The following is a 16,598-nucleotide window of genomic DNA, read 5'->3' on the forward strand; positions in this document are numbered from 1 at the left end:
ACCACCCAGCCCTCAGTCCATTGTTATTTGTAATGTTGAGATTCTTCATTACCCAGTTTGCAAAGCTACTACTGGATGTGCATGGAATGAAAATAGAGTTCCGAAAAACGGTTATAGTGTTCCTTCTTTGTATCGGCTGTACTATTTTCTCATCAAAACTAGCTGCATCACAAGCAGTAGAAGGAGGTAGCATGAACCAGCAGCAACAGTCTGATGCAGCAAAGCAGTTTACGCGTCCGTGGTCTGAAAGGCGGGGCATTGAGACAATTGACCGCAATGATAGGGTTGTGTTGGTCAAGGCTCCACTAGAGATGCTCACAAATGTACTTGCAAACAGGGCACTCGAAGTACGACGTGATGTACTTGGTTCTGAAATTAAGGTGTCAGGTTATTTTAGATTTGCGTTTCAGCTTGTTGGACATCCCTGGTCAATAATGGTTCATGACGAAATCATAGAACCCGATCGTGTAGCAATATCGCCAGCACCTACTGAAGCTCAACTTTCTAAGGCATTAGGGAAGCCTGTAATTGACCTGAGCGTAAGCGATACTACTGGCTCGATTGAGTACATCTTGTTTGAGAACGGAAAGGTTGTTGAGTATTTCTGGGGACTGGAGGGTGACGTTACTGAAGAAATAAGCGAGTATGGTTTACCAATTCAACGCTATCTCTTGTCTCCCTCCCCTCAACTTTACCCAGAAGCAAGGCAAACAGTCTTTTTTGGGTCACGTCGTCGGCAGGTCAGTGCTAAGGCAATGGGTGATATTTGGGAGTTTGCCGAACGTTTCCTGATCGAAAATGATGCTTTTGATCCTGCTATTAACGCTAGTTACTTGTTAGGTGCCTTTCCCTTAAAGCGTGGAAATCGCTATCGCGCTCAAAATCCTGGGTTCGTTTCAATTACGGGTCATGATGCTGATGGAAATGAACAAGAGGTTGTGTCTGTGCCTGATCTAATTCAGGTTGATTATTTCAGGTTTGGCAATTGATACGCTAATCTTCAATGTTTGTTGATCGTGTCTTCGACTACTATAATCACGATCGTTTATGGCTACTACACACAACGACTCGCACTGTTAGCTTTGCTCAAACTGCCGCAAATACGTTTAAGTGATACACATCGCATGATGGAGTTTGAGTGGAACCCAGATAAAGCGGCTTTAAACCTGAGAAAGCACAACGTCTCTTTTCAAGAAGCTGTAACCGTCTTTGACGACTCCTTATCCGTTACCTTTCCCGACCCTGATCATTCCATCGGCGAAAGCCGCTACGTTATCATTGGAATGTCAAGGTTAAATCAATTACTGGTTGTTTCCCATACTGATCGAGAAAACCACACTCGTATCATCAATGCTCGAAAAGCCACTCGCCAGGAAAGGAGGTTTTATGAAGAAGGACGTTGACGAACTAGACGATGAACTACGCCCTGAATACGACTTCTCTAAGATGGCAGGCGGTGTCAGAGGTAAATATGTGGAACGCTATCGATCTGGAACAAACCTCGTGCTCTTAGATCCTGATGTTGCTCGTGCTTTTCCAACTGATGCTTCTGTCAATGAAGCACTGCGGCTATTGCTCCAAATCGCTCAACGGCAGTAACTTATATCTCTTCGGCTACTATAGCCACGATCGTGTATGACTACCACAACGCAACGCCTCACACTGCAAGACTTTCTCAAGCTGCCGCAGATTGAAGAATCGCCAGCTTGGGAGTTTGTGGCGGGACACGTTCACCAAAAACCAATGCCCACTGCTCATCACAGCATCTTGCAGAAGCGCTTGACGGCTGCGATCGATCAGGTCGATTCACCCTATGAAGCGTTTCCAGAACTGCGCTGCACATTGAGCAACAACTCTGTCGTACCTGATATCACCGTGATTCATCGCAATCGCGTTCCGTCTGAAAATAGTCCCATTTCAGGCGCACCCGATTGGATCATTGAAATTCTGTCTCCTGAACAAAGCACCACGAAATTGATTGCCAAAATTCAAGCCTGTTTGGAAGAAGGAACACAGCTTGGATGGCTGATCGATTCAACCGAACGTATTGTTATGGTACTGTTACCCGATCGCCGCCTGACGCTCTTGAGCAATGGCGATCGCTTACCTGTCCTGCAAGACATCCCACTCGTTTTAACAGTTGATCAAGTCTTTGCTTGGCTACAACCATCAAAACCATTATCCGATCGCTCCTCGTCGTAGATTGGGTGAGTCCGCATGGCAGCTCGTACAGACCAGGATTCTCCCTGGAAAGAGATTTTGCGTCACTATTTTCCAGAGGCGATCGCGTTTTTCTTCCCTGCATTGCATCGCGCGATCGACTGGCAAAAGCCGCCTGAGTTTTTGGACAAAGAATTCCAGCAGATTGCCCCGGATACTGCCATTGGCAAACGCTATGCGGATCTTTTGGTCAAGGTCTGGCGCAAGCGGGGTAAAGCACTGTTTCTGCTGCTGCACGTCGAAGTACAGGCAAAACCCGAAGCAGATTTCGCTGAACGGATGTTTGTGTATGCCCTGCGCATTTTCGATCGCTTTCGTCAGCCTGCCGTCAGTTTAGCGATTTTGTGTGACAGCAACGCTGGTTGGCGACCGAACCGCTACGAGTTTAGCTACCCCGGCACTCACTTATCGTTTCAATTCGACACTGTCAAGCTGCTGGACTATCAAGCGCAATGGCAGGGGTTAGAAGCCAACCCAAATCCCTTTGCCACAGTCGTCATGGCACATTTGAAGGCACAGGAAACGAAGCGCAATTCGAGTAGTCGCAAGGAGTGGAAACTCAGCTTAATTCGGCGCTTGTATGAGGCTGGGTATAGTCGTCGGGATGTACTGCACCTGTTCAAGTTCATTGACTGGGTTATGATCTTGCCAGAAGGGTTGAAACAGGCGTTTTGGTTAGAGCTGAAGGCTTACGAGGAGGAACGTAAAGTGCCCTACATTACGAGCGTTGAAGAAATCGGCTTTGAGCGAGGCATTCAACAAGGACGGCAAGAAGGACGGCAAGAGGAGCGCCGATCGCTCGTTGTCCTTCTCCTTGAGCAACGAGTGGGGCGATTACCGGATAGCTTGCACGACCGCCTCTCTCAGTTAAACCTGACTCAACTAGAAGCACTGGCAATCGCCTTGCTAAATGTCTCCACCCTGGCTGAGCTAGAAGCTTGGTTAGAAAGTCATCAGACCTAAGAGCTTGCTTAAAAAATAACGGCACACTTTTGGATCAGCTATCAGCTATCAGCTTTTCGCTGACGGCTACAGACCATGCTGTTATTTCTGTACAACTAGGGATCGCGCTGCGATTTTCATGCAAGTCACTAACCACTCTCAAAGACCATTTGAGCTAACAAGATGATTCCCATTTCAGTATCAGTTGGTTTGCCAACGCCCAGAAATTGCCCATCTTCGTGATAGACGCAGAGCGATCGCTGAAGTGGGTCAACGGCATAAACCTGGGTGCTGTCTGCATCCTTGTAGATGCCTGTTTCCGCGTCTTCCAACCCTTCCCACCGATCGTCACCCGTAGGATAAATCGCAATGCGCTGCCCCTGACACCAGCGTCGGGCGATCGCTGCCGATAACGAAATTTTACTGAGATGAGACAAGGCGACCTCTGGAGCGATCGGCTGAAAATCACCTTGTTCTATCTGTTCTGCCAAAGCTTCAAAGGTCAGGCTTTCTGCCAACTCAAAGCCGCTGCTTGCTGTGCGTGTCAGGGCTGCCAAGGTTCCACCTGTTTTCAAGACGTTGCCCAGGTCACGCGCGATCGACCGAATATATGTGCCAGGACCACACGCGATCGCCAGCTCCAATTCAGGAAAAGCGCCCGATCGCCAGTTCAGTACTTCAAGGCTGTATACGTTAACCTCGCGAGACTTGACCACGATTGGTTCGCCTGCGCGCGCCAGATCGTATAGCCGCTTGCCCTGTACCTGAATCGCGCTGTAGTTAGGCGGCACTTGTTGAATCGTGCCCTGAAACTGTTGGAGCGCTGCTTTTACTGTCTCCAACTCAAGTCCGACAACAGGTTGGGCAAGCAGCGTTTCACCTTCTAGATCGTCGGTGTTTGTGCTAACCCCTAGCCGCACGGTTGCCTGATACGCTTTATCCTGACGCAAAAATTGCAGCAGACGGGTCGCTTTGCCGAGGGCGATCGGCAATACCCCGGTTGCAGCAGGGTCAAGAGTGCCAGCATGACCAACCCGCTTCATCTGTAGCAACTGCCGTACTTTTGCAACGCAGTCGTGAGAGGTAAACCCTATCGGTTTGTTGAGATTAAGAAACCCGTCCATTTGCTTCCAACGTTTTTGCGAACACTCTATCAGCCTAACAATTTAGCGTAACGAGTTAGTTCTAACCGCAACTAATGTGGAGAATGAGTGGACACAGAAATTAAGTAAACGGGTATGGATATTTAAGTCGTTAAAGTATCTTTGCATACCTCTGCTCAGTCGTTTTTCAAGCATTATCAAGTAGCTCTTCTGAGTCGGTTCAGGTTTCTGCTTAGCCATTACACTCAGGCTATTGATACACTTGCTACTAAACGACATCAGTCTTTGTTGTTTCATGCCGTACATTGATCAACATCGCGTTAATTAGTGATACACATAGAGCGATCCTATGTGAGTTGTGAGAAGCTTCTTGATAGCAGCTCTTAGCCGTCAGCGGTCAGCAGACAGAGAAAAGCTGACCGATCCATCATTAAGTTCCGCTCACCACTGAATCTGGGACTGCTATAGCTCTTGTTGCTTTGGCAAAGAGTATCAACGTTCTTGATCACTTCATATGTAAAACTTAATAATTAATAATTGATTGTTCGCTTTGAGTTATAGTGTGACTGAAAGTAAGTTTATTGACACATGTCGAGTTGTTCGTGATCATAACTACACCAGTATTTGTTTGCCTTAAAGCTCTTATAGATTTGATTGTGATTTGATCACTAAACACTGTCAAGTCTATGTTTATGAGTGCAAACACTCTCAGTTATTTAACATGATGCTCAGTACGTGAGCATTTAGCGTTTTAGAATCAGTAAGATTTGAGCTTTATAGGCAATAGCAGTATGAAAAAACGTTTAGATGACTTCAATCCCCGTTATAGCAAAATTGACCAGAGCCTTGTGCAAATCGAAACACGTTTAGACATTCAAATTAGACCGATCGCGCAATGGTTCACGCAGATCGATCGTCTTTGCAATGAAGTTGATGCGACCGTTTCAGACATTCTTGGTTCAGATAAAGAGCGCATGAACAGAACGCTGTGTCAGCCCTTTTCAACTCTACGCCAGCCATTGCCCTCCAACAAGCACAGCTACAGCAGTCTAGATTCAACACTCAAGCAGCTTCAAGACTTGGCTGTAGAGACGCAGAAAGAGGTTTACAAGCTGAAATCACAGCTTCAAAAAGAGACTCCCATAATAGGCTCAAAGTAGCTCTACCGGGTTAGCCTCTCACTTAACAGCAATTTTGGTTGACAACCTGGTTGTATCGATCATCACTAATCAGTGATTTCGCTCACGTGTATCCGTTTGATGTCGTTGTAGCATTACTTCGTGGATTTCATTGAGACCAATTCTTCGGAAAATCCTGCTGAAGCTGATTGGAGCGGAACCTTAGGTCTCCACCCGTGCTATTAAGTAGGTAGCCACAATTAGTTGTGAGGTAGGGGTTTGAGGGCGCTGCCACCAGGTAGCTTTCGACCTGAGCGCTCAAGCCGAAGGGGGTTCCACCCTCTCCACCCGCAAATTCATCTTTGGTTTGATTACGCCCAATAACTTACTTAGCGCAAGTGCCTTTTGAGAGACGAAGTTTCTACATTGCGGGTCTTCGTCTTGTAGTGCAAAGGGCAACTGTATAAACTGTGCATTGACTAACCGATGTTTAATACCGAGAGTTTTTTTTTAGAAAGCCGTAAAAATATTCGTAACCTTAAATCCGTTGTTAATGTCCTTGAAGAAACCATCAACCTACTTGAAGAGGCGCTAGAAAAGTCTCCACGTCTTAGAGAATTTGTCTCTGACCCAGAGCAGTGGTTGGAATTATGGCTCGAGCATATTAACTCATTTAGAGCGAGCATCCGCGATTACCACGTCATACTGAAGCAGGCTGCTTCAGTACCGCCGCAGATTGCTCTAATATACGATAGCCTTTGCGTTTACAGTAGCCAAGTAACACAGTATGTTCAGCTAGTTCAAGCATACTGTTTGAGTTTGCTTCTGGAAGGTGGGGAAGATTGCTTTCTACGGATTGAAGAACGCATCAATTATCTCAGTGAAACGCTCAATCATTCAGCAGCGTTAGCGAATGTTTCCCTTGTCAAAGATCACCTGTCTGTTTTCCGAGATCTGGTGCTGAAAATCGAAAGCTTGATTGATGCTCAGTCGAATAGAATTCTAGCAAGTCCAATCAATTTAAATGAAGAGGAATTAGAAAGATATCGTCAGCTTGTCGCTTTTTTACAGGTGCACATCATTACATGGGAAGGAGAAATTGCACTTTATGAAGGGGAACTCAATGCTCTTCCTTTCAGCGTCGATCGCTCTTTGGAAGCTCATGAGCAAATTCGTCGCTTTATTGCCGATCTTGGCGAGTACACGCGGCTGGTGCAAAAAATTTACCGAAACTTACTGGAAGGCTAACCAGGGCATCTGGCTGCAAGCACCTTTGCGTTAGAGTGTGATACGGGTGATGGCGATGTGACCAGAAAAGCAAACATCTACATCACTACCCGTATCCCTTTGTCTCTTGGCATACTCCCCCGCATAGTAGAAGTAATCACCCTCAATCCGATAATTTCCGGGTAGCGGCTGTGTGCAGGGCTGACAAAAAACAATGTCTGGTATGGGTTCGCTCGCGTCCAAATGGGGAAGGTTGACGTTCCAATAGGTTCCCGGCTCCCAATCACGGGCGAAAAGAGCCTGCAAAACGTGGGTCGTGAGCTGGGCTGCGATCGCCCAATCGATCGCCCGCCCACCTTGCCGATACTGAGAGATCGCTACACCAGGAATGCGATATAGTGCTGCTTCTCGCACTGCCGCTACGGTTCCAGAAATGTAAACGTCTGACCCTAAATTGCCACCAGCATTAATACCAGAGAGTACCCAGTGAGCATCGGAGACGCAGTGGTTGAGCGCGATGCGAACACAGTCGGCGGGGGTACCACCGATCGCATATTCCACGGTCGATCGCTGCTGTACATGGATCGGTTTTGTCGTTGTCACTTGATGTCCACAGCCAGAGTGAGGTGCCTGAGGTGCAACAATGATCGCGTTGCCATTCAATTGGCTCACGGCTTTAAGCAGCGATCGTATGCCTGGCGCGTCAATGCCATCGTCATTGGTCAAAACTAAAGTCATGCAGGTAGAAAGAGGTTGAGTTTGGCGTACGGCTGAGTAAATGCTAGTGCGTAAACTAAAGTGATTAAGAGGGGAGCGATCGCACGTTTAATAACAAGGTACAGGTTGGGGACTGCATGAGTGAGCTGAATGACTATGATGGAGCGGGATTAGGTCTCATTCCCGCTTCGCCACCTGGGTTTCGATCGGGCTTTGTCGGCATTATTGGTCGCCCGAATGTCGGCAAATCGACCTTGATGAACTACCTGGTGGGTCAAAAGATCGCCATTACCTCCCCCGTCGCGCAAACCACACGCAACCGATTGCGGGGCATTCTGACGACACCGACCGCCCAGCTTATTTTTGTCGATACGCCGGGTATTCACAAACCTCACCACCAACTCGGCAAAGTGCTGGTCAAAAATGCTCAGGTTGCCATTCAGTCAGTGGACGTTTTGCTGTTTGTTGTGGATGGATCGGTCGCAGCAGGTGGGGGCGATCGCTTTATTGCCAATCTACTCACCCACTGCCAAACGCCGATCATTTTGGGCATTAACAAGGCAGATCAACAGCAGGAGAGCAAGGGTGCCGAGGAGGACGCGGAAGCAGATGATCAGAATCTAGAGGTAGGTGAACACGAGCCAAAAGTCGAACCGACAGAATTGATTAGCCCCTCTCTCCTCACCCCTCTCTCCTCATCCCTCTCTCCTCACCGCTTCGATCGCACCTACCAGGAACTCGCCGCCAGTCAAGCATGGGAAATCGCCAAGTTCTCTGCACTGACAGGAGAAGGCTTAGAGGCATTACAGCAACAGCTCATTCAGCACTTGGAGCCAGGTCCCTACTACTATCCGCCTGATTTAGTAACAGACCAGCCAGAACGCTTCATCATGGGCGAGTTGATTCGAGAGCAGGTGCTGCTGCTGACGCGAGAGGAAGTGCCGCACTCAACCGCGATCGGCATCGATCGCGTTGAAGAAGAACCAACCATTACCCGTATCCTGGCAACGATTTATATTGAGCGATCGTCCCAGAAAGGCATTCTTATTGGGAAAGGGGGAGAGATGCTGAAGGCGATCGGCTCAGCAGCACGACAGCAAATTCAAAAATTGGTGGCGGGCAAAGTGTATCTTGAACTGTTTGTCAAAGTGCAACCCAAATGGCGACAGTCGAGTGCTCGTCTCGCTGAATTGGGATATCGGGTTGAAGAGTAAAAGGGCGAACCTCCGGGTAACCACACTTTAAGCCGTAATTGCACCTGGCGGCAAAGTTGTGCGGCGGCAGACAAGCTTAAACTCTACCGATCACCTCTGTACTGTCTGCACCAAAGCAGTGTTGGGGCTGCTGGTAGACACAACCCGAAGGCAAGATCAGTACGATAGAAACACTTGCGTCACTCTCTTCTTGGACTCATTGAGCACCGCCATTGCCCCTCATCGCTCTGAAGCATTGGCTTCAATTCGAGCACGCCAATCAGCAATCCTTGTGAATCTACCACGATCGCAATTTAGTCCCCAACCAATCACTAAAACCAGATTCAGTCCCAAACTGACAACTAAAAACTCCTCAAACCAACAACTAAAAACTCCTCAGACTTTCGCTTCCAACGACTTCAGATACTCCGTATTCACGCCAGACTCGCGCGGGAGAGCAATTTTGCCTGTGCGGGCGATTTCGCGGATGCCAAATTTGTTGAGCACCTGGACGATCGCCACCATCTTACCGGGATCACCCACTACTTCCAGCGTCACAGAGTCTTCGGCTACGTCTACCACCCGCGCCCGAAAGATTTGCGCCAGTTCTACAATCTCGGAGCGGCTGGTACTGCTGGCGTTGACCTTCATCAGCATCAATTCACGCTCGACGCAGGGCACTTCGGTAATATCCTGCACTTTTAGCACACTGATGAGTTTATAAAGCTGCTTGGTCAACTGCTCAATGCTGCCATCGTCCCCCGGCACCACCATCGTAATGCGCGAAACGCCCATCTGCTCGGCAGGTCCGACGGCTAAACTTTCGATATTAAACCCACGACGGGCAAACAAACCAGCAATGCGGGACAGAACCCCCGCTTCGTCTTCAACCAAAACAGAGAGGGTGTGCTTCATGGACTTGCGAAGGGGAATGTAGTAGAAGGCTGACAGCGCGGCAAGAATGCGATCGTGCCTGAGCCTTTCATCTTATCGTGACTTGCATTCCCTAACCCTCTTTGGTATTTGCGCAAAGGAAAAGACTAGGAGTTGCAGCGGTTAGGAGCTTGGCTATCTATGGGCGGGTGACGGGCGAAGACTTGCCAGCATGGAGCGAGCCAGAACGAGGAGCAGATTAGATGCCCGAATTGCACCTCTACTTAGATCACAGGAGCAAAAAAGGGGTTTGGAGTCGGTAAAACCGCGATCGGTGCTGTACTACTTGAACCCGTAGGACTTGCTGGCGGCATGATCGGATCGAATAAAGTGATGCTGTCTTGCCTCAAATGCGGATATTAGTGGGACTCCTCAACGTCAGACCTCATGACAATGGTAACGACCGCTCAATCTGACATACCTGACACAAGATCTACTCAACCTAAGATCAAGAAATGAACATCGCAGAACGGCTAGGTCTTAGTGTCGCTAGCGTCATCATAAGTTAGGGTACGAACAGCTTAAGGTAGACGTATGGCGGTAGAAGAGCGCGTAGCAAGACTGGAGGTAGACATGCAGGAACAAGGCGCTGGTGCGTAGCAACGCTCTGCCTTCTTCACGATCAGGTAATTCACCTTAGAACCTAAAAACCGTGGAGACAGTCAGATTACTTGTCTCCACGGTTCTGCTTAAATCTATAAAACGACCGCTGGAGCGATCGAAGGTTGAGCCATTAGCCTAAGCCTAACCACTCCAGTACACCTTGTCCGGTGACATACTCAATAATTAGGGTGAGGGCAAAACCAATCATGGCAGCACGACCGTTCAGCCGTTCAGCATATTCGCTAAAGCCAAACTTCGGCTCTTCTAGTTTGGGGGTGACAGTTGGTTTAAGTTGAGTCATGGGGCAGTTGCTCTCAATAAGGCTAAATGTAACTTGGGTGGCTTTGACAGCATAGAGATAGTTATTGGCTAGCCGCAAAGATCTATCTGACGGAAGATTACAAATGTTTACATTCTTATTGTAGCGGCTGCTTGAGACAATGCACCTAATCGCCTCAGCCAAATTGCTTGACGCTCGTGGAACTGAAGTGCCACAACAAAGAGAACGGTGCTAGAAAGACTGATAGACAACTTCGTCAGTTACTACGAAAAAACTTTGGGTGTAGGCGATCGCTGCCTGTTCATCAAAACCCTTGCAGGTATAGATCACGATCGAAAGAAACTTGTGACCGCTCCAAATGTAGGCTGAGATGCCCGAATCAATGAGTGGCAGAAAGGCATCAAAGCCCTGGTTTTCAGCTTTGCCCATACCGCTTGCGGGTGAAAAAATGACGGGTTCACCGTAAGCACGTAGGTTGAGATGAGCCGCTACACCTTGTAAATAGTCTTTCAGCAGTGTTTGTGTAACATCTACTGTATAAAAGCCTTCAATCAACAAGCGTTGGCGGAAGATGGCTGGAGCAAGGTTCTTCATACTGGCTCTTCCCTAAAGGGCTAGATAAACGAATGCGATCGTACGGCTTTCTACCCATGATTACGCCCTTCAATTGATTTCCAAGGGTGTGTGAAGGCGATACAGTAGTAGGGAGATCTAAAGTAACAACTCTTAACAGAGAGTCGATATTTAGGATCGCTTGATTCGGCTCGTATGTTCGTACCAGTAGCTTTCGTTTTTAGTCAATCGCTGCGAAGTTTCAGGCAAAATGGAACAGGGAGCCGACATTTCACTGTCATTTAGCAAGCGTCTGGGTAGGCTGTTTATGCAAAAAACATTACGTTCATTAATCAAGTCATGGGTGAAGGTGCTCATGACGATCGGCTTAGTCATTGCACTGTCATTTGGTCATGCTGATGGCGCACTAGCCGCAAGTGGCGGTCGGATGGGTGGCGGCTCTTTCCGCGCACCAAGCCGCACGTACTCTGCACCGCGCACCTACGCACCTGGTGGTGGGTATGGTGGTGGGTATGGTGGAGGCTATTATCCAGGCGGTGGCTTGGGCTTGCCCTTCCTGTTCCCCTTCTTTAGCATTGGCGGGGGGACTGGTGGCTTGTTCAGCATCCTGATTTTTCTAGCCATAGCGAACTTTCTAGTACAAAGCTTCCGCAGAAACCGTTCCGACGATAGCGTGGGTTACAGCGCCGACAACCCCACTATTTCAGTTGCCAAGCTTCAAGTGGGTCTGCTAGCAGAAGCGAGAGAGCTACAGGCTGACCTGAATGCGATCGCTCAAAAAGCTGACACTAGCTCTACGGCTGGCTTGTCTGAAGTGCTGCAAGAATCAACGCTGGCGCTGTTGCGTCACCCAGAATACTGGGTCTACGCGGGTTCTACTGTTCAGCAAACGCGGTTAGAAGCAGCAGAGTCTCAGTTCAACCGTCTGCTGATCGCTGAGCGCAGTAAGTTCAGTGGCGAAACGCTTTCTAATGTCAACAGTCAGCTTAAGCAAGCGTCAAGCAGCAACCTCGCTGTGGCTGAAAAGGGTGGCGCTTTAGCGCAGGCTGCTCCTGGTGAATATATCATCGTGACGCTGCTAGTCGGTACTCAAGGCAAGCTAGAACTACCAAAAGTGAATAGTTCAGATGACTTGCGGCAGGCACTGCAACAATTGGGTGGCGTGTCGAGCGATCGCCTCCTGGCGCTGGAAGTGCTCTGGACACCGCAAGCGGAAGGTGATGTCCTGACGAACGAAGATGTTGTCGTTCAGTATCCCGACTTGAAGCTTGTTTAAAGCGGTTTAGATCGCATTGATGCGATCGCTCCATAGGAAAAATGATTTACATTGGGGGTGTTTTAGCCCCCTTTTTTATTGCCTGCAATACAGTCTTGTCGCCTTCAACCCCTCATACTAAGACTAGTTGTAACGTTCTTGCACGGAATGACATCACCGCTTCGGACTTTAGGAGTGCCGCCCAACGCCTGGTTGGTCAATGCCACGATCGCAGACATCACCCGTTCACCTCTTCCGCCTCATCTCATCACGCTCACCACCGCAACCAAAATGCTGCGGCTGGATTTGGCGAAAGCCGCACTTCTGATCGTTGATATGCAGAACGATTTTTGCCATCCTGATGGTTGGTTAGCGCACATTGGGGTCGATGTGAGTCCAGCAAGCACGCCGATCGCGCCGCTGCAAGGCTTGCTGCCTGTTCTGCGGTCTGTGCAAGTGCCGATCGTATGGGTCAACTGGGGCAACCGTCCCGACTTGCTCAACGTCAGTGCTGCCTCGCGTCACGTCTACAATCCCACTGGTGATGGGGTGGGACTGGGCGATCGGCTTCCTGCCAATGATGCGCCTGTGTTGACTAAAGATAGCTGGGCAGCCGCTGTTGTAGACGAACTGGAGCAGAAGCCAGAAGATATTCAGGTTGATAAGTACCGTATGAGCGGCTTTTGGGACACACCGCTCGACAGCATTCTCAAAAATTTGGGCAAGACGACGCTTCTTTTTGCTGGCGTGAACGCTGACCAATGCGTGATGGCAACCCTACAAGATGCCAATTTTCTGGGCTACGATTGCCTCTTGCTAACAGACTGTAGCGCCACCACATCCCCTGACTATTGCTGGCAAGCCACACTCTACAACGTTAATCAGTGCTTTGGTTTCGTGACGGATTCTCATGCACTCTTGACTGCGATAAAGGAAGGCAGAGGGCAGGAGGCAGAGGGCAAAAGGTAAGAGCGGAAACAGGAACTACAATCAACTCAAAACTCAAAACTCCCCATTCCTCTGGAGCAATACCCATATGGATTCTGCACGCTGCGTGATTCCGGTTGTCAAGTCTCCTACAGATTATCAGGCGTTTCGGATTAGCGCTAAAGATACCAATCGGCTGGCGATCGTCTTTGATCCCCAAATCGCCAACATGTCGCTGACCCTTTGTGTCGAAATCTTTGATGTCGGTGGCAAAACTCCACCCAATCGTCACCAATTGGCGGTCGAAATGTTTTTTGTTCTCAAAGGTGAAGGGCTGGCAACCTGTGATGGCAAAACCGTGAAGGTACAGGCGGGTGATAGCATTCTGGTACCTCCTACTGGCATTCATGGGATTGAAAATACGGGATCAGGACGGTTGTATGCCCTCTGCTTCATGGTGCCAAATGAGGATTTTGCCGAGCTGATCCGTAGTGGCATTCCGGCTGAACTGGATGACGAAGACATGGCAGTGTTACGTCGCACGCCGTCACCCGTGTTGTGTTGAGAAGGCTAAAGGCTAAAGGCTAAGGGATAAAAGGAATTTTGAGCTCTTCTTGCTCCCTCTGCCTCCCTTGCTCCCTCTGCTCCCCTTACTTCTGCCTTCTGCCTCTCTTCTCCATGCTCAAGGTTCGTCCTAAAGAAACTGCCTCCATGCTGACGCGCGATCGAGTGCGGTTGGATGCAGATATCTATCGTCCCGACGGTGAGGGAGAGTTTCCTGTTTTACTGATGCGACAACCCTATGGGAGGTCGATCGCATCTACTATCGTTTACGCCCATCCCATCTGGTACGCGGCTCACGGCTATATCGTGGTGATTCAGGATGTACGCGGACGTGGCACGTCAGAAGGCAGTTTCAAGCTTTTCGCTCACGAAATTGAGGATGGCGAGGATACCGTCAATTGGGCGACAACGCTTGCTGGCAGTAGTGGACAGGTGGGAATGTATGGCTTTTCGTATCAGGGCATGACTCAACTATATGCCGCTGCTGCCAAACCACCCGCCCTCAAAACCATCTGTCCCGCCATGATCGGCTACGACCTTTACACCGACTGGGCATATGAAGGCGGAGCCTTTTGCTTGCAGGCAAATCTGAGTTGGGCGATTCAAATTGCGGCTGAAACCGCTCGATTGAAGGGTGACGGTCTAGCACATCAAGCGCTTGCGATCGCAGCAAAGAATCTACCTGTATACGACTCGGTGCCCACTCGCGCTAGTGTCCTCGAACAGTTTGATCCCGATTCGTTTTATTTCGAGTGGTTGCAGCATTTTGAACCAGATGACTACTGGGAGAGCCTGTCGCCCAAGGCTTCTTTGCAAACTGTCGATTTGCCGATGCTGCACATTGGCGGCTGGTTTGATACCTTTCTGCGCGGTACAATGCATCTTTATAAAGAGATGGCAGCGCGAAGCGCGTATCGTCAGCAGTTGCTTGTCGGTGCCTGGGCGCATTTGCCGTGGGGACGAAAGGTGGGCGCGATCGACGTTGGAGTGGATGCCGCCAGTCCGTGCGATCGTCTCCAAATTCGCTGGTTCGATCAGTTTCTCAAAGGTTTAAATACAGGGTTACTGGATGAGCCTGCGATCGCTCTCTTCGAGATGGGCAGCAACCAATGGCGCTCCTTCGACACATGGCACAGCGCCAATGCAACGCCCTACTTCCTCGCCACCACCGGACTCGCCAGCACGAGTGAGGAAGGCATCCTCACCCCCTCATCCTCTCACCTCCTCACCCTTACCCCGTCATCCGACTTTCTCGTCCACGATCCCTGGCGACCCGTTCCTGCCCTGGGTGGTCATGCTTCAGCCCCAGCCGGACCTCAAGAACGCTCTAGCCTGGACTGTCGCACAGACATTCTTACCTATACGTCTCAGCCACTGGAGGAAGATTTGCATCTGGCAGGCGATGTGTCGTTATTGGTTCATTGCACCGCTGACATGCCCAGTTTTGACCTGTGCGCCATTTTGTCTGAAGTATGTCCCAATGGTAGTGTTTACAACGTGACTCAAGGGTATATTCGAGTCGCTCCAGGGCAAGCTACGACACCGCTACAAGTTGTACTCCAACCAATTTGCGTTTGCGTTTTAAGGGGCAACGCGATTCGTTTGAGTCTGAGCGCAGCTTGTTTTCCTGCCTATCCAGTCAATGCGGGCACGGGTGCGCCTGCGGGTGAAGCGCGCTTGATTGATCAACAAATCATTACAGTAACGGTGCAAAGTGGGGGCGATCGACCCTCCCAGATTTTGCTGCCTGTCATTCAAGGCAAATAACTATTCTGTCAGGCGTAGCTACACTTCCATGGACGAACAGGCATGAAGTCTTTGCAAAACATCAGTCCAGTGAGTGTGCGCGTGCTCACTCCTGCCGATGCTGAGGCGTATCGTTCTGTACGTCTGCGTGCGCTTCATGAACAGCCGCCCGCTTTCGGTTCGCTCCCTGAAGATGAGCCAAATCTCTCCGAGATTGCCGCGAGACTTGCAGAGAGCGACGATCGCTGCTTCTTTGGAGCATTTCAAGATGAGCAACTCATCGGCATCATCCGTCTTTCTCGCTATACAGCACCCAATGAGAAGCATCGTGCGTACCTTGCAGGTCTCTATGTCCTGCCCCCTTTTCGTTGCTACGGTTGCGGTAGAGCGCTCGTCCGCAAAGCATTAAGTTGGGCAGCAAACGCTCCAGAAATCAGACGGGTTAACCTAACAGTCGTAACCCAGCAAGAAGCGGCAATCCGCCTTTATCAATCATTCGGCTTCCGCATCTACGGCACTGAACAGGAAACTTTTTCGAGAAACGGACGCTTCTATGACGAGCACTTGATGACCTTAGAACTCAACCCTGAAGTTGATTACAATGCCGAAACATGACTCTGAAGTTGGTTTCGGTTGCGCTCAACCCGCAGACCTGGAGTATGTTGAGCCTGGACATAAGAATGTTGAGCGCAAACACAAGAATGTTGAGCGCAAACACAAGAATGTTGAGCCTAGACATAAGAATGTTGAATGCAAACGCAACGATGTTGAGCCTAGACACAAGTAATGTCGTGCACAAACATAGGGGTGTCGCACACAAACATAAGTAACGCCGAGCCTGGACACAAGAATGTTGAGCAGAAACATAGAGGTGTCGCGCACAAACATAAGTAACGTCGAACCTAGACACAAGAATGTTGAGCCTAGACATAAGGAGATTTCTCTTAAAGAGTCTACGAATCTACCTAATTTATTTCGTAGTGCAAGCGTCTCGCTTGGGACGTGGGCAAGATGACCGTACTACGTCAGGTAATTTCTTTCGTGGAAATCGCCTAAGAATGTTGAGCCTAGACATAAGAATGTTGAGCACAAAGACAAGAATGTCGAGCGTAGTCGAAGCATTCGCTACAGGGAGCATGTCACCTTTGCGCCCTCACCCTAAATCCCTCTCCCGCAGGAGAGGGACTTTGAATGTTG

Annotated in this window: 18 protein-coding genes; 13 read left to right on the top strand and 5 right to left on the bottom strand. The window is 49.4% G+C overall.

From position 1 onward, the window contains the following. Positions 1-32 precede the first annotated feature (32 nt). From AC5JO6_RS04165 to AC5JO6_RS04185, 5 genes are all read left to right on the top strand, one after another. Positions 33-989, top strand: coding sequence for a hypothetical protein (locus tag AC5JO6_RS04165; RefSeq protein WP_496079782.1), 957 nt, complete (start codon positions 33-35; stop codon positions 987-989). 138 nt (positions 990-1,127) lie between these two features. Continuing rightward, complete coding sequence (locus tag AC5JO6_RS04170) at positions 1,128-1,403, top strand: BrnT family toxin (protein ID WP_496079857.1); 276 nt, start codon at positions 1,128-1,130, stop codon at positions 1,401-1,403. Further along, positions 1,387-1,599 carry a hypothetical protein gene (locus AC5JO6_RS04175; RefSeq protein ID WP_496079783.1) on the top strand — a complete coding sequence of 71 codons (213 nt, stop codon included), beginning with the start codon at positions 1,387-1,389 and terminating at the stop codon, positions 1,597-1,599. Before AC5JO6_RS04170 ends, AC5JO6_RS04175 begins: the two co-directional genes overlap by 17 nt. 36 nt (positions 1,600-1,635) lie before the next feature. Then, positions 1,636-2,202, top strand: coding sequence for a Uma2 family endonuclease (locus tag AC5JO6_RS04180; RefSeq protein ID WP_496079784.1), 567 nt, complete (start codon positions 1,636-1,638; stop codon positions 2,200-2,202). A 15-nt stretch (positions 2,203-2,217) separates the two neighbouring features. After that, a complete protein-coding gene (locus AC5JO6_RS04185; protein WP_496079785.1) occupies positions 2,218-3,183 on the top strand; it encodes an Rpn family recombination-promoting nuclease/putative transposase in 966 nt (321 codons plus the stop codon). A 128-nt stretch (positions 3,184-3,311) separates the two neighbouring features. Here AC5JO6_RS04185 and truB read toward each other — a convergent pair whose 3' ends face one another. After that, positions 3,312-4,286: a tRNA pseudouridine(55) synthase TruB gene (gene truB, locus AC5JO6_RS04190; protein ID WP_496079786.1), complete on the bottom strand. Its 975-nt coding sequence runs from the start codon at positions 4,284-4,286 to the stop codon at positions 3,312-3,314. A gap of 770 nt (positions 4,287-5,056) precedes the next feature. On the opposite strand from truB, the gene AC5JO6_RS04195 reads away from it, so the two are divergent. Then, complete coding sequence (locus tag AC5JO6_RS04195) at positions 5,057-5,425, top strand: hypothetical protein (protein WP_496079787.1); 369 nt, start codon at positions 5,057-5,059, stop codon at positions 5,423-5,425. Positions 5,426-5,869: 444 nt separating this feature from the next. Next, complete coding sequence (locus tag AC5JO6_RS04200) at positions 5,870-6,631, top strand: hypothetical protein (RefSeq protein ID WP_496079788.1); 762 nt, start codon at positions 5,870-5,872, stop codon at positions 6,629-6,631. A gap of 30 nt (positions 6,632-6,661) precedes the next feature. On the opposite strand, the gene surE is transcribed toward AC5JO6_RS04200, so the two are convergent. Continuing rightward, positions 6,662-7,348, bottom strand: coding sequence for a 5'/3'-nucleotidase SurE (gene surE / locus AC5JO6_RS04205; RefSeq protein ID WP_496079789.1), 687 nt, complete (start codon positions 7,346-7,348; stop codon positions 6,662-6,664). 116 nt (positions 7,349-7,464) lie between these two features. On the opposite strand from surE, the gene era reads away from it, so the two are divergent. After that, positions 7,465-8,541: a GTPase Era gene (gene era / locus AC5JO6_RS04210; protein ID WP_496079790.1), complete on the top strand. Its 1,077-nt coding sequence runs from the start codon at positions 7,465-7,467 to the stop codon at positions 8,539-8,541. 375 nt (positions 8,542-8,916) lie between these two features. Here era and ilvN read toward each other — a convergent pair whose 3' ends face one another. From ilvN to AC5JO6_RS04225, 3 genes are all read right to left on the bottom strand, one after another. Next, on the bottom strand, positions 8,917-9,435 hold the full coding sequence (gene ilvN, locus AC5JO6_RS04215; RefSeq protein WP_496079791.1) for an acetolactate synthase small subunit: 519 nt from the start codon (positions 9,433-9,435) through the stop codon (positions 8,917-8,919). 751 nt (positions 9,436-10,186) lie between these two features. Further along, positions 10,187-10,357 carry a hypothetical protein gene (locus AC5JO6_RS04220; protein ID WP_496079792.1) on the bottom strand — a complete coding sequence of 57 codons (171 nt, stop codon included), beginning with the start codon at positions 10,355-10,357 and terminating at the stop codon, positions 10,187-10,189. Positions 10,358-10,567: 210 nt separating this feature from the next. Then, entirely contained in the window at positions 10,568-10,930 is a 363-nt protein-coding gene (locus tag AC5JO6_RS04225; RefSeq protein WP_496079793.1) for a hypothetical protein, read from the bottom strand. A gap of 286 nt (positions 10,931-11,216) precedes the next feature. Between AC5JO6_RS04225 and AC5JO6_RS04230 the strand changes: the two genes are divergently transcribed. The 5 genes from AC5JO6_RS04230 to AC5JO6_RS04250 all read left to right on the top strand — a co-directional run bounded on the left by AC5JO6_RS04230 (position 11,217) and on the right by AC5JO6_RS04250 (position 16,016). Beyond that, positions 11,217-12,185, top strand: a complete 969-nt coding sequence (locus AC5JO6_RS04230) for a DUF1517 domain-containing protein (protein WP_496079794.1) — start codon at positions 11,217-11,219, stop codon at positions 12,183-12,185. A 147-nt stretch (positions 12,186-12,332) separates the two neighbouring features. Next, entirely contained in the window at positions 12,333-13,133 is an 801-nt protein-coding gene (locus tag AC5JO6_RS04235) for a cysteine hydrolase family protein (RefSeq protein ID WP_496079795.1), read from the top strand. Between the two features lie 67 nt (positions 13,134-13,200). Next, positions 13,201-13,656, top strand: a complete 456-nt coding sequence (locus tag AC5JO6_RS04240; RefSeq protein WP_496079796.1) for a cupin domain-containing protein — start codon at positions 13,201-13,203, stop codon at positions 13,654-13,656. A 113-nt stretch (positions 13,657-13,769) separates the two neighbouring features. Further along, a complete protein-coding gene (locus tag AC5JO6_RS04245; protein ID WP_496079797.1) occupies positions 13,770-15,422 on the top strand; it encodes a CocE/NonD family hydrolase in 1,653 nt (550 codons plus the stop codon). 42 nt (positions 15,423-15,464) lie between these two features. Then, complete coding sequence (locus AC5JO6_RS04250; RefSeq protein WP_496079798.1) at positions 15,465-16,016, top strand: GNAT family N-acetyltransferase; 552 nt, start codon at positions 15,465-15,467, stop codon at positions 16,014-16,016. The last annotated feature ends 582 nt before the right edge of the window (positions 16,017-16,598 follow it).

It is taken from the genome of Tildeniella sp., from assembly GCF_059505325.1.